Origin of the sequence: Sulfitobacter sp. W027, assembly GCF_025143985.1 — a bacterium.
Lineage (GTDB): Bacteria > Pseudomonadota > Alphaproteobacteria > Rhodobacterales > Rhodobacteraceae > Sulfitobacter.
The window spans coordinates 1,448,071-1,461,631 of the sequence record NZ_CP083564.1; the positions used below are offsets into that span (position 1 = coordinate 1,448,071).

Sequence of the window (13,561 nt, forward strand, 5' to 3'; positions counted from 1 at the left end):
GTGGGGAACAGTAAACGCATTAACCTCGCCCTCCAAGGGGGGGGCGCGCACGGCGCTTTCACTTGGGGGGTATTGGATCGGCTGTTGCAGCAGGACGATCTGGAAATCTGTGGCATCTCCGGCACCTCAGCCGGGGCGCTGAATGGTGCGGCGCTGAAATCGGGCATGATCTCAGGCGGGCGCGAGGGGGCGCGAGAGAACCTTGATTGGCTCTGGGGGCAGGTGTCGGGCATTTCCGACCTGCGGCTATCGCATTGGCTCGCACCCTTTGGGTTGGATAAGCTCAGTCAGGCGATGGAATATTCGCTGCCGATGGCGATCTCGGATTCGCTCACACGGGTCGTCTCGCCTTATGCTTACGGGCCATTTTACCGCAACCCGCTTGAGGATGTCGTGGCGCGTTTCGACTATGGCAAGGTTGGGGCGAACCAGCCGCCGTTCTTCTTTGTCTGTGCCACGCGTGTGCGCAACGGCAAGATCAGGGTGTTTGAGGGGAACGAGATAGGCCCCGACGCGCTGCTGGCCTCGGCCTGCCTGCCGACGATCTTTAAGGCGGTTGAGATTGACGACGCCCAAACCGGCCAGCGCGAAGCCTTTTGGGACGGCGGTTACACTGGCAATCCGGCGCTGTTTCCGCTGTTTCGCGATGACCTGCCGGAAGACATTATCGTGGTGAACATCAATCCGCTAGAGCGTGAAGACCTGCCGACAACGCCCCAGCAAATCCAGAACCGGATCAATGAGATCAGCTTTAATTCCAGCCTCTTGCGGGAGATGCGCGCGATTGATTTTGTGCAGCGGCTGATTGCGGATGGCACCTTTCCCGAGGGGCGGATGAAGCGGGTCCACATGCATATGATCGCTGACGACGCGCTCATGGCGCAGCTGTCGGTGGCGACCAAGATGTTGCCCAATCCAGCGGTGATAGGCGCGCTGCATGAAGCGGGTGTCGCGGCAGCGGATCAATTCCTGATGGATCACTTTGACGACCTGAACCAGCGCAGCAGCGTCAATTTACCCGCGATGTTCGGCTGAGTTTTCGGGGTCCGACAGGGCCAGCGCCTCGGGCAGGTCGGCACCGGGGCGCGGCGGATAGACCAGCCCGGCAGAGATCACCAGTTTCGCCGCGTCTTCCACGCTCATGTCGAGTTCGATGACATCGGCACGGGGGACGAACAGCAAGAACCCCGAGGTGGGGTTGGGTGTGGTCGGCAAAAAGACAGAGAGCATTTCGCCATTGGCGTCAGTGCGTTTGAGCACTTCGCCTTTCGCCTCGGTAGAGATAAACCCAAGCGCCCAGATCCCGCGCCGGGGGTATTCAATCAGGCAGGCGGTCTCGAAACTCCGCTCGGATTGGGCAAAGATCGTCTCGGAGATCTGCTTGATGCCTGAATAGATCGTGCGCACCACGGGGGTACGTTCCACCAGACTTTCGGCAAAGCGGATCATCGAGCGGCCAATAAGACCCTTCGCGGCCCAGCCGACCAACACGGTGAAGATCAGAAAGATCACCACCCCAAGGCCGCGCACATTGAACTGCATCGACGGGTCCAGCCCGAGGAAATCCTGTAGCAGGCGATCAGGGTGATAGGCCTTGGGTACCAGCGGCAGCACAAAGCCGTCGATCCATCCAACGACCGTCCAGATAAGCCAGATGGTCAGCCCGACGGGCGCGATCACCACCAACCCGGTCAGGAAAGACGCCCGCAGCCTTGCCACAAGACTACGCCGGGCCTGCGCGGGATCGGGATCGAAAGGTGTGTTCATCTGTGCCGTTTTCCGAAGAGTTATTCGCAACATAGCTAAGGCGTCTGCCCCGGCCCGGCAATGGCTCGACGGTGTTTTTCGCCTTTAACGCGGCAGGTTGACGAGGTTTGCGGCGATCTTGGCCCCCAGTCGGGCATTGTTGCGCACCAATGCGATATTGGCGGTGAGCGAGCGGCCCTCGGTCAGCTCAAAGATGCGCTGGAGCAGGAAAGGGGTCACGCCCTTGCCGCTGACACCCTGCGCATCGGCCTCGGACTGCGCCTGAGCAATAATCGGCGCCAGTTCGGCGGCGGGGATTTCTTCATCCGCGGGGATCGGATTGGCCACGAGTTGACCGCCGGGGAGACCCATGGCGACGCGGGTGCGGTGAGCTTTGGCAATCGCGCCCGCGTCATCGAGACGCAGCGGCGACTGTAAATCGGATCCCGCGCTCCAGAAGGCGGGGAAGCTGTCTTGACCAACGGTGATGACCGGCACGCCTTGGGTTTCCAGCACTTCCAGCGTTTTCGGCACGTCGAGGATCGCCTTGGCGCCCGCCGCAATCACCGTCACGGGGGTCTGTGCCAGTTCCATCAGATCGGCGGAAATGTCAAAGCTCTCCTCCGCGCCTTTGTGCACGCCGCCGATGCCGCCCGTGGCAAAGACTTCGATGCCCGCAAGGTTGGCAGCGATCATGGTGGCGGCGACAGTGGTGGCCCCAGTGCCGCCCGAAGCGATGCAGACGGCCATATCGGCGCGCGAGAGTTTCGCCACATCCTTGGCTTGGGCCAGATCGCTCAACTGGTCATCGTCCAAGCCGATGTGCAGCGCGCCCCGGATCACGGCGATGGTGGCAGGGACAGCCCCGGCATCGCGGATGTCCTGCTCAACCTGCCGCGCCACTTCTAGGTTTTGCGGATAGGGCATGCCATGAGTGATGATGGTGCTTTCCAGCGCCACGATCGCGGCACCGCTTTCGCGGGCCTTGGCCACCTCGGCGCTGAAGGTCAGGGACAGGGCGGAAGGGGCGGTGGTCATATCTTGGTCTCTCCGGAAACGTAAAGGGCGGCAGCGTCGAGTGCGGCCTTGAGGGCGGCTTGTGCGACGGCACCGCCATGTTCGGCAGCCACATGGGCGGCCATGAATGTGTCGCCTGCGCCCGTCACCCGGGCCACATGGACCGAGGGTGGGGTGAGGGTGATGATATCATCGCCTTGCCCCACTGTGGCGGGGTTGCCGCCATCTGTCACCACGGCACGGAGCGCGCCACGGGCCAGCAGGGCGCGGGCGGCGGTGGGGGAATCGTCAAAGCTTGCCTGACAGAGCAGCCCGGCCTCTTCGAGGTTCACGTAAAGCGTGCCGCGACCGGCCTTGAGGAAGGGCGTCAGCCGCAGCGCCTTGCCGGGCGAGGCGGGGGCGACGCGCAGGTCAGCCTCTGCCAACAGCGGGCTTTGCGCCATGCGGGCGAGCAACTCAACAGTCAGGTTCCCATCCAGCGCCACGGCCCCTTTATAGGGCGCAGGCAGGCTGCCATCTTCCAGCGGGCGCAGGATCTTGTCGCCCGCTGCTTCCAATGAATGGGCATCGGCAATCGCGGCAATCAACCCGTTAGACCCTTCGACGGCCATATAGCGGTCGGTCGGCAGGTCGTCGGAGCGGTAAACGTGATCGGTGATCAGCCCGCGCAGGGAGCAAGCGGCGATCAATTCATCCCCCTCCGCATCGCGCCCGACAGCAGACAACAGCGCGGGCGTCAGCCCAAAGCGCGCCAATGCCATGCCGATGTTTAGCGCCACGCCACCCGGCAAACGTGTGATACGCCCCGGCATGTCAGAGCCTTGGCGCATGGCGTTTTCAGAGCGGCCAATCACGTCCCACAGGACGGAGCCGATGCATAGGATGTCAACTGTCTTCGTCATGCGGCGCTTCTAGCCGCCAAATCTGCCCACGCGCAAGCGGCGTTATTGTGGCACCGCGAATGTCAGCGCCGCCCAGAGCGTTTCCCAAACCGGCTGATCGGGATTGTACTCAGCGCCGGTCTTGGCCTCTGCCGCCGGGCGCAGCACCACGGCGTCAAAAAGGTATTCATGGCCCGCAATCACAGGAATGACCGCTTCGCCCGCCGCATTGGTGCGGTGCAGGGAGATGGTGACGCTGTCATCTGGTGCGCGGTCAAAGACCTCGATTTGGGCGTCAACGCGGGGTTCACCCTGATAGAAAAGCGCGACTTTCATTTGATCTTCAAAATCAGCATCATAGGGATTCGTCAGGGCGACAAATTCCGTGGTCATGCCGGTCGGCGCGTCTTGCCCTGCGCCCGAGCCTGTGGCGATCAGGGTTTTGACGTGACGTGTATAGCTCTCCACGATTTTTTCTTGGGACCAGCCGTTGGCGCTGTGATCGGCTTCAGCCTTCGGGAAATCCTTGTGCTCGGCGAAGGAGAGGAACTTCTCCCATTCCTCATAGGTCACCTTGGAGGGGGTGGTTTCGGCCACCACAACCACCAGCGCATCCCGGCCCGGCGCGGGGATTTGTAGTGCCGGGTTATCGCCTGCGCGGGGAGAGAGGTTAAAAGCCTGTCCCTCTACCACGATCTCAAACCGGCTAAGCCGGTTGGGGAGGTAGGGGAAAGTCGCGCCGACAAATTCCTCGCCGTTGCGGAAATGCGCTGCGATCTTTTCGCCGCTTTCCACTTGATAGTTCAGCGGTGACAGCCAGTATTCATGGGCAAATGCCGGTGCTGCCGGTAAGACACTGAAAATAATAGCGGACAACTGGGACATTTTCATGAAAAGAACTTTCTATTGGCTAAGAACCAAGCTGGCGTTGCTGTGGGTTTTGTCAAGCGCGATCCTGTTTTCACTGGGCATCACGGCACAGGCCCATGAGGTCAAACCCACCATTGCGGACCTGACAGTTACCGAAGGCCGCGCGGTGTTGGAGCTTCAGATCAACTTTGAAGCCCTGCTTGCGGGGATTGACCTCGACAGTGTCGAAGACACGGACAATGCCGAGAATGCGGGTGATTATGATGCGCTGCGCAGCCTACCTGCCGAGCGCATCGCCGCCCGCGCGCCTGAGCTTCTGCCCAACTGGAACAGCTTGCCTCTGCTCAGCGTGGACGGAGAGGCCGTGGCGCTGGATAGCGTATCGGTTGACGTGCCCGAAGGGGTCGACGCAGAGCTGCCGCGCGACAGTGTTTGGCGGCTGGAGGCCGAGGTGCCAACTGGTGCGGAACGGGTGCAGGTGACCTGGCCCGATGGTGCCGGCGCGCTGGTGCTACGTCAACAAGGGGTGGAGGAACCCTACACCGGATATCTGGCGGGCGGTGAGACGAGCCCCGAGATCGTACTTTCCGGCGGTGATGCGCAGAACGGTTGGCAGGCGTTTGTCAGTTATATCCCGGTTGGTTTCGATCACATTCTGCCCAAGGGGCTAGACCACATCCTCTTTGTCTTGGGGCTGTTTTTCCTTTCTACCCACCTGCGCCCGCTGATTTGGCAGGTCTCGGCCTTCACGCTGGCCCATACGGTGACGCTCGCACTTGGGGCGATGGGCTGGGTCAATGTGCCGGGCGCAATTGTAGAGCCGTTGATAGCGGCCTCAATTACCTATGTGGCGGTTGAAAATATCTTTCACTCAGGTCTGAACCGCTGGCGACCGCTGGTGATCTTTGGCTTTGGTCTGTTGCATGGGCTCGGATTTGCCTCGGTGCTGGGCGACTTTGGGCTGCCTGCGGGGCAGTTTGTGCCCGCGCTCATCGGCTTTAACATCGGTGTGGAATTGGGCCAGCTTGCGGTGATCGCGATTGCCTTCGTGCTGGTCGGCTTGGCGATGAAACGCGACTGGTATCGCCGCGCCATCGCTGTGCCCGCCTCCTGCGTCATCGCGGCGGTCGGGGCCTATTGGTTCATTGAGCGGGTGTTTCTGTAAGCGCACGGGCAGCCCTTTACGGGGCTGCCCTAAGGGACGCTTAGCCCTGCATGGCGGCGATCAGGGTGGCAAGTTCGGCCACCGGATCGTCCTTGTCCCAAATCTCGGCTCCGATGCCGAAGAAATCTGTGCGCGGGGCCAGTTTGCGGATCATGTCGATGTCGAGCGCACCTTCGGCGACGACGGGCACTTCGATCACCTCGGACCACCACTGGAACAGATCGGCTTCGGCAAAGCTGCCATCGCCAAGCGCGCTGGCCTGCGTGGGGCCAAAGCTGACATAATCCGCCCCCGCTTCGCCTGCTGCCATGCCTTCGTGCCGCGAGGTGCCGCAATAGCTGCCGACAATCGCGTCCTCGCCCAATTCCTTGCGGGCATGGCGCACGGTGCGGGCCGCGTCGCTCAGATGTACGCCGTCAAGGCCAAGACGCTCGACCATCAATAGGTGATCCGAGATCACCAAGGCCACGTCGCGCGCATGGGTGACTTCGCGCAGCGCGTCACCGGCGCGGGACAGGCGGTCTTCGTCGCGCGTCGACAGAGCCATCCGCACACAGGCAATCGGATGCGCGTCCAGCACGGCGGCCAGTTGCGCGGGGAATTGGCTCAGTTCAACTTCGGGAGGGGTGATAAGGTAAATCTGCGGTTGTTCTGGCGCGTCCATGGTCACTGTCCTTGCTCGGGTCTGGGGGTCTGAGTAGCGCAAGGCGTTGCAAAAGAAAACGGATATGCGTGTGCTGCGCGGGCTTTCTTGCGGTGCGAACGCGCAGGAGCTATGAGGCGCGCATGACCCAGACATCAACTTCCCCCGTCCTTCCCGCGCCGATCCCGGCGATTGTGTTTGTCCGCCCGCAGATGGGCGAGAACATCGGCGCTGCGGCGCGCGCGATGTGGAACTTCGGTCTCGATCATATGCGCGTCGTGGCACCGCGTGACGGCTGGCCGAGTCAGTCTGCCGTGGCCATGGCCTCGGGCGCGGGGCGGTTGTTGGATGAGGCGCAGCATTGCGCCGATCTGCCGAGCGCTCTGGCCGATTGCGATTTCACCTTTGCCACCACGGCGCGGGGCCGCGACCTGACCAAACCGGTCTATAGCCCCGAAGCTGCGATGAAGCTGGCGGCAGAGAAAATCGCTGCAGGACAACGGATTGCGGTGCTTTTCGGGCCTGAGCGGGCAGGGCTGGAGAATGAGGATATCGCGCAGGCCAATGCGATTGTCTCGGTTCCGGTGAACCCCAAGTTCGCCTCGCTCAACCTCGCGCAATGCGTGCTCTTGATGTCCTACGAATGGATGCGGGCGCAGGGTGATGTGACGCATGAGGTGACCGAGATGGCTGGCACCGATTGGGCAAAGGGGGTCGAGGTCGACCATCTGGCGCGGCATTATGAGGAACGGTTGGAAGAGGCGGGGTTCTTCTATCCAGAACATAAAACCGCATCGATGAAGCTGAACTTGCGCAACATGTGGTCGCGGATGCCGCTCACGCGGGCCGATGTGCAGATGCTGCATGGGATCCTGCGGCAAATGGTCCGTTGGAAGGAAAAGGGCTGAGCGACCAAGGGCCAGCGTCCGCCCGTGGGTGGCGAGGCCTAGGCTCGTTCATGCCATTTTATCCTTCTCTATCAGGACTTTGTGCGATGCCGCGCCCAGCCTCACCAAATTGGATCACCTTGGGGCGGGCAGGTGACGGCCCGGCACCTGCGGCTTGTCCCGCGCCCGGTGGCAAATTCATCCTGCGGTAACATAACCCACCCCGCTAGACCTTTCCCCGCCCATGTCATACCACTGCATCCAAACGGAAAATGAGGCGCGCCATGGCGGAAAAACGCAAACTTTTCGAAGAGGTCGGGACCGACCAACCCAGCCGTGCCCCGGTGCAAACCGGCGGTATTGACAAGGGCCGGGGCGGCGCACGGGGCGCGATCCGGATCTGGCTGATGATCCTCTTCGCTCTGGTCTTTATCATGATCGCCGTAGGGGGCCTTACGCGGCTCACCGACAGTGGCCTCAGCATCACCGAATGGCGTCCAGTTACCGGGGCCTTGCCGCCGATGAGTGAGGCCGATTGGCAGACGGAATTCGACAAGTACAAGCAGATCGACGAGTTTCAGGTCCAAAACGCTTGGATGGAACTCTCTGATTTTAAAAGCATCTACTGGTGGGAATGGGGCCACCGGCAACTTGGCCGAGTGATTGGCCTCGTCTGGGCTTTGGGCTTTCTTTATTTCCTCGTTCGACGTCAAATTCCAGTGGGCTGGAACAAACGTCTGCTCTTTATCGGCGCACTTGGCGGCGCGCAGGGAGCGATCGGCTGGTGGATGGTTGCCTCAGGCGTGACCAGCGGCCAGGGGGTGACGGATGTGGCCTCTTACCGTCTGGCCACACATCTGGGGCTGGCCTTTGTCATCCTAGGGTTCATTACGTGGTATGTCCTGCTACTGGGCCGCCCTGAACGTGACCTCATTCAAGCCCGCCGCGCCAAGGAAGCCAAACAGTTCGGCATGGCCACGGGACTGATGCACTTCGCAGCGCTGCAAATTCTGCTGGGCGCGCTAGTGGCCGGGATTGACGCAGGCCGATACTTCATTGATTGGCCGCTGATGCAGGGGCAGTTCTTTCCGCCCGAGGCTTTTGACATCGCCCCCACATGGCGCAACTTTTTTGAAAACCCCGGACTGGTGCAGTTCATGCACCGAATGGCAGGCTATCTGCTGTTTGCTTTCGGGGTGGTCGTCTGGCTGCGCGGTCGCCGCTCGGCCCATGCGCGCACGCGCTTTGCCTTCAACGCGGCAATGGCGGCGCTGGCATTGCAGGTGGTGCTGGGCATCACCACGGTGCTCTATGCCGCCCCCGTACATCTGGCGCTTGCGCATCAGGCGCTGGCCGTGTTGCTTTGGGTGCTGATCCTACGCGCCCGTTTCCTTGCGGCCTATCCCGTCGCCACATCGCTAAGAGGCTAAGACATGACTGCATACGATGATTTGATGGCTTTTCAGCGTGAAACCGAAGCGCTTGCGCAGGTCGCGGGGCGCTTGGGCTGGGATCAAGAAACGGTCATGCCCCGTGGCGCCGCGCCGCAGCGGGGGGAGGAAATGGCCGCAATGGAAAGCGTGCTGCACGCCCGCCGTATTGATCCGCGCATCGCGGATTGGCTTGGCGACATCAATGCGGCGGCGTTGGATAACGTAGGCAAAGCCAACCTGCGCCACATCAACCGCGACTTTGATCGCGCCACCCGTGTGCCCGCCGATCTGGCAGCACGGATTGCCCGCGTCACCTCTGCCGCGCAGGGTACATGGGCCGAGGCCCGCGCCGCGGATGATTTTGCCGCCTTCGCCCCGACCTTGAAAGAGGTAATCGCCCTTAAACGCGAGGAGGGGGCTGCGCTAGCCGAAGGCCGTGAGATCGGCATTTATGACGCGATGCTGGAGGACTACGAGCCCGGCACAACGGCGGTCGACCTCGAAGCCATGTTCGGCGCGCTGCGCCCGAAACTGACCGAGTTGCGCGCGGCGGTGCGCGAGGCCGAAGCGCCACCGGTGCTGGAGGGGACCTTTGATGAGGCGGCACAGATGACGCTGACCGGCAAACTGGCCCGGCGCTTTGGCTATGATTTGGCCACAGGCCGGATCGACAAAGCGGTGCATCCTTTCTCGTCCGGCTCAGGGTTGGACGTTCGGATCACCACAAGGACCAATGCGCTCGACCCGTTCAACTGTTTCTATTCGACGGTACATGAGGTCGGCCACGCCGCCTACGAACAGGGGATCGACAGCGTCTATCTGCTGACCCCGCTGGGACGCGGCGTGTCGATGGGGGTGCATGAAAGCCAAAGCCGCATTTACGAGAATCAAATCGGCCGCAGCCGCGCTTTTACGGGCTGGCTCTATGGCGAGATGACTGCGGTCTATGGCGACTTCGGTGTGCCGGATGCCGAGACGTTTTACCGGATCGTCAACCGTGTGTCAGATGGGTTCATCCGGACTGAGGCTGATGAACTGCAATATAACCTACACGTCCTCATGCGCTTTGACCTTGAGCGCGCCTTGATGTCAGGTGATCTGCAGGTCGACGGGCTGGAAGCTGCATGGAATGACCGGTTTGCCGCTGACTTTGGCTATCAGGTCGATCGCCCGGCGAATGGTGTTCTGCAGGACGTGCACTGGTCTGTCGGGCTGCTGGGGTATTTCCCCACCTACAGCCTTGGCAACGTCTATGCTGGCTGCCTCAACGAAGCGCTGCGCGCGGCGGTACCGAATCTCGATGAAGACTTGGCGCGAGGTGATACCAGCGCTGCAACAGGTTGGCTTCGGGAGAATGTTCAGAAACATGGGGGCCTTTACGAACCGCGCGAGGTAATTGTACGGGCCTGCGGAAAGGCGCCGACCGAAGCCCCCTTGCTGAACTACCTAGATAAAAAGTTTAGCGATCTATATAAGATTTAACTGCATAAAAATGGGAACAAATGGCCGTTTTTCGGTGTTGCGTAATCAGCGTGCACCACGACAATTCTTAACTATGCTTTAACATTTCGTCTTTGCGCTGATTGAGATAGTATGCGATGGTGCGGTGAGTTTTAATTTTTGACGAGATATAGGAGTACCTAGACAATGAAAATTCTTGCAACGGTGGCGGCGACTATCGCTCTTTCGGGTGCTGCTTTCGCCCAAACAACTACGCAGGCTGGCGTTCTTGGGGCGTCCGACGATGCAGTTTATTCGCTTCAGGTTCAAGGCGCTGACGGTGTGATCTACAACTGTAAGCCGAACCCGGTAACAGTTGACGGTAACACAGCGCGCGTTTGCGTACGTGCCGATGGCGCTGGTCTTTTTGCATCCGGTGCGGGCCTTGGTGGCGGTGCAGTAGCTGCTGGTGCGGCATTGGTTTTGGTTGCGATTGCGGCGGGCTCCTCGTCCTCCACAACGACTACTTCTACCGACTAATTTCCTAACGGAAGTTTAAGATTAGAAAATCCCCCGTGCTTTTTGCATGGGGGATTTTTTTATTGTCTGGTATTAAGCGAGTGAGATGCCCGCCCCAAGCTTTCACCCGGGGCAGAGCGACCGGCGATTACTCGGCGGCGCTGTCATCTTCGATGGCGTCATCCTCTTCATTGCCCTGGTCGGCAATCCAGGCCACGCTAACGACTTCTTCATTCTTACCGGTGCTGAACACCTTCACACCACCCGCGCTCCGCGAGCGGAAGGAGATACCTTCGACCGGCACCCGGATCGACTGGCCTTTGGAGGTCGCCAGCATTACCTGATCGGACATCTCAACTGGGAAACAGGCGACAATCGGACCATGCGCCATTGCTTTGGTCCAAGCTGTCACACCCATGCCGCCACGACCGCGCACCGGATAGTCATGGGCAGAGGAAACTTTCCCCGCGCCCTTGGCGGTGATCGTCAGGATCAGATCTTCGGCCGCCGACATTTCCGCATACCGTTCGGTGCTCAACTGTCCGGCCTGAACCTGCTCTTCTTCCTCGTCGGTGATGTCATCCTCAGTCAGCCCAGCCATCAGGCGGCGCTGCTTGAGGTAGGCGACACGCTCTTCCGATGTGGCCTCGAAATGGCGGATCACGGACATGGACACCAGATTGTCTCCTTCGCCCAGACGGATGCCGCGCACACCGACCGAGTTGCGCGAGTTGAAGATGCGGACATCAGTTGCCGGGAAGCGGATCGCGCGACCGGCGTCGGTCACCAGCATCACATCATCATCGTTTGACGCGATGCGCGCATTAATCAGCGTGGTGCCCTCGTGCTCGCCCTCGAACTTCATGGCGATCTTGCCGTTGGATTTCACATTGGTGAAATCCGAAAGCTTGTTGCGACGCACGGTGCCCGCGGAGGTGGCAAAGACCACTTGCAGGTCGTCCCAGTCTTTCTCATCCCGGTCGACGGGCATAATCGCCGCAATGGAGACGCCTGTAGGGATGGGCAGAATGTTGACGATCGCCTTGCCCTTGGCCGTCCGTGCCCCTTGGGGCAGGCGCCATGTCTTGAGCTTGTAGACCATGCCGTCGGTGGTAAAGAACAAAAGCTGCGTATGCGTATTGGCGACGAAGAGGTTGGTGACGACATCCTCTTCCTTGGTCTGCATACCCGAGACACCTTTGCCGCCGCGCCGCTGTGCGCGGAAGTCCGCCAGCGGGGTGCGTTTGATGTAGCCGCCCGAGGTCACGGTCACGACCATGTCTTCGCGGGCGATCAGGTCTTCGTCGTCCATGTCACCGGACCAGTCGACAATCTCGGTGCGGCGCGGCACGGCGAACTGGTCGCGGACTTCGCGCAGCTCGTCGGAGATGATGCCGAGGATGCGCTCACGGCTGCCCAGAATCTCCAGGTATTCCTTGATCTTGCTGGCCAGTTCTTCCAACTCGTCGGTGACTTCCTTAACGCCAATCTGGGTCAGGCGCTGCAAGCGCAGTTCCAGAATCGCGCGGGCCTGTGCCTCGGACAAGTTATAGGTGCCGTCGTCATTCGCGGTATGGGTCGGGTCGTCGATCAGCGCGATATAGGGCAGGATGTCTTCGGCAGGCCAGCGTCGCGTCATCAGCTTTTCGCGGGCCTCGGCGGCGTCGGCGGAAGAGCGGATGGTGGCGACAACTTCGTCGATATTGGTGACGGCGACGGCCAGACCACACAGGATATGGCTGCGCTCGCGCGCCTTGCGCAGCAGATAGGCGGTTCGGCGGGCGACAACGTCCTCGCGGAAGTCGATGAAATAGCTCAGGAATTTGCGCAAGGTGAGCTGCTCGGGGCGGCCCCCGTTCAACGCCAGCATGTTGCAGCCGAAATAGGTCTGCATCGGCGTGAAACGGTAGAGCTGGTTCATCACCACCTCGGCGGTCGCGTCGCGTTTGAGCTCGACCACCACGCGCACGCCGTTGCGGTCGCTTTCGTCCTGCACGTGGGAAATGCCTTCGATCTTCTTGTCGCGGACTTGCTCGGCGATCTTTTCGATCATCGAAGCCTTGTTGACCTGATAGGGGATCTCATCAATCACGATGGCCCAGCGGTCTTTGCGGATTTCTTCCACCCGCGTTTTGGCGCGGATCACGACGCTGCCGCGGCCCTCAAGGTAGGCTTTGCGCGCGCCGGAGCGTCCTAGCATGATGCCACCCGTCGGGAAATCAGGGCCGGGGACATAGTCGATCAACTGCTCGGAGGTCAGATCGGGGTCTTCGATCAGGGCCAGTGTGGCGTCGATCACTTCGCCCAGGTTATGCGGCGGGATGTTGGTCGCCATGCCGACGGCAATGCCGCCCGCACCATTGACCAGCATGTTCGGAAAGCGTGCGGGCAGAACCGTCGGTTCTTTTTGCTTGCCGTCGTAATTGTCCTGAAAATCGACCGTGTCCTTGTCGATGTCGGCCAACAGATAGGCCGCGGGCTTGTCCATGCGCACTTCAGTATAGCGCATCGCCGCCGGGTTATCGCCGTCCATTGAGCCGAAGTTGCCCTGACCATCAAGCAAGGGCAGTGACATGGAGAAATCCTGCGCCATCCGCACCAGCGCGTCATAGATCGCGGAGTCGCCGTGCGGGTGGTACTGGCCCATCACGTCGCCCACCGGGCGGGCAGACTTGCGGTAGGATTTGTCGTGGGTGTTGCCGGTCTCATGCATGGCAAAAAGGATGCGGCGGTGCACCGGTTTAAGCCCATCGCGCAGGTCGGGGATCGCCCGGCTGACGATCACCGACATCGCATAGTCCAGATAGGACGTGCGCATTTCGTGTTCGATTGTCACCGACGGCCCGTGGAAAATAGGCTTTTCGTCTGCGTTATCAGGAGTTTCTGGCGTATCGTTCACGTGTCTTGCCCACCATTTTTATGGTTCTATATCTTGGGGTTTTCTATAGCAGACGGGGCAT

Annotated in this window: 12 protein-coding genes; 6 read left to right on the forward strand and 6 right to left on the reverse strand. The window is 60.7% G+C overall.

Annotation, left to right across the window (positions count from 1 at the left end; genetic code table 11):
* Positions 1-1,035 carry a patatin-like phospholipase family protein gene (locus tag K3759_RS07125; RefSeq protein ID WP_259985275.1) on the forward strand — a complete coding sequence of 345 codons (1,035 nt, stop codon included), beginning with the start codon at positions 1-3 and terminating at the stop codon, positions 1,033-1,035.
* Here the strand turns inward: K3759_RS07125 and K3759_RS07130 are convergent.
* From K3759_RS07130 to K3759_RS07145, 4 genes are all read right to left on the reverse strand, one after another.
* Complete coding sequence (locus K3759_RS07130; RefSeq protein WP_259985276.1) at positions 1,015-1,767, reverse strand: DUF502 domain-containing protein; 753 nt, start codon at positions 1,765-1,767, stop codon at positions 1,015-1,017. The genes K3759_RS07125 and K3759_RS07130 overlap by 21 nt on opposite strands.
* 84 nt (positions 1,768-1,851) lie before the next feature.
* Positions 1,852-2,784: a pseudouridine-5'-phosphate glycosidase gene (locus K3759_RS07135; RefSeq protein ID WP_259985277.1), complete on the reverse strand. Its 933-nt coding sequence runs from the start codon at positions 2,782-2,784 to the stop codon at positions 1,852-1,854.
* Complete coding sequence (locus K3759_RS07140; RefSeq protein ID WP_259985278.1) at positions 2,781-3,665, reverse strand: PfkB family carbohydrate kinase; 885 nt, start codon at positions 3,663-3,665, stop codon at positions 2,781-2,783. Before K3759_RS07140 ends, K3759_RS07135 begins: the two co-directional genes overlap by 4 nt.
* Positions 3,666-3,707: 42 nt before the next feature.
* Positions 3,708-4,535, reverse strand: a complete 828-nt coding sequence (locus K3759_RS07145; protein ID WP_259985279.1) for a DUF4198 domain-containing protein — start codon at positions 4,533-4,535, stop codon at positions 3,708-3,710.
* Between K3759_RS07145 and K3759_RS07150 the strand changes: the two genes are divergently transcribed.
* A complete protein-coding gene (locus K3759_RS07150) occupies positions 4,534-5,679 on the forward strand; it encodes a HupE/UreJ family protein (protein WP_259985281.1) in 1,146 nt (381 codons plus the stop codon). The genes K3759_RS07145 and K3759_RS07150 overlap by 2 nt on opposite strands.
* A 40-nt stretch (positions 5,680-5,719) precedes the next feature.
* On the opposite strand, the gene K3759_RS07155 is transcribed toward K3759_RS07150, so the two are convergent.
* Complete coding sequence (locus K3759_RS07155; protein WP_259985283.1) at positions 5,720-6,343, reverse strand: thiamine phosphate synthase; 624 nt, start codon at positions 6,341-6,343, stop codon at positions 5,720-5,722.
* Between the two features lie 122 nt (positions 6,344-6,465).
* On the opposite strand from K3759_RS07155, the gene K3759_RS07160 reads away from it, so the two are divergent.
* The 4 genes from K3759_RS07160 (at position 6,466) to K3759_RS07175 (ending at position 10,622) form a co-directional block, all read left to right on the forward strand.
* Positions 6,466-7,230, forward strand: a complete 765-nt coding sequence (locus tag K3759_RS07160) for an RNA methyltransferase (protein ID WP_259985285.1) — start codon at positions 6,466-6,468, stop codon at positions 7,228-7,230.
* A gap of 263 nt (positions 7,231-7,493) precedes the next feature.
* Positions 7,494-8,639 carry a heme A synthase gene (gene ctaA, locus K3759_RS07165; RefSeq protein ID WP_259985286.1) on the forward strand — a complete coding sequence of 382 codons (1,146 nt, stop codon included), beginning with the start codon at positions 7,494-7,496 and terminating at the stop codon, positions 8,637-8,639.
* Positions 8,640-8,642: 3 nt separating this feature from the next.
* Entirely contained in the window at positions 8,643-10,124 is a 1,482-nt protein-coding gene (locus K3759_RS07170) for a carboxypeptidase M32 (protein ID WP_259985287.1), read from the forward strand.
* Positions 10,125-10,289: 165 nt separating this feature from the next.
* A complete protein-coding gene (locus tag K3759_RS07175) occupies positions 10,290-10,622 on the forward strand; it encodes a hypothetical protein (protein ID WP_259985289.1) in 333 nt (110 codons plus the stop codon).
* 127 nt (positions 10,623-10,749) lie between these two features.
* On the opposite strand, the gene gyrA is transcribed toward K3759_RS07175, so the two are convergent.
* Positions 10,750-13,500, reverse strand: coding sequence for a DNA gyrase subunit A (gene gyrA, locus K3759_RS07180; RefSeq protein WP_259985291.1), 2,751 nt, complete (start codon positions 13,498-13,500; stop codon positions 10,750-10,752).
* Positions 13,501-13,561 lie beyond the last annotated feature (61 nt).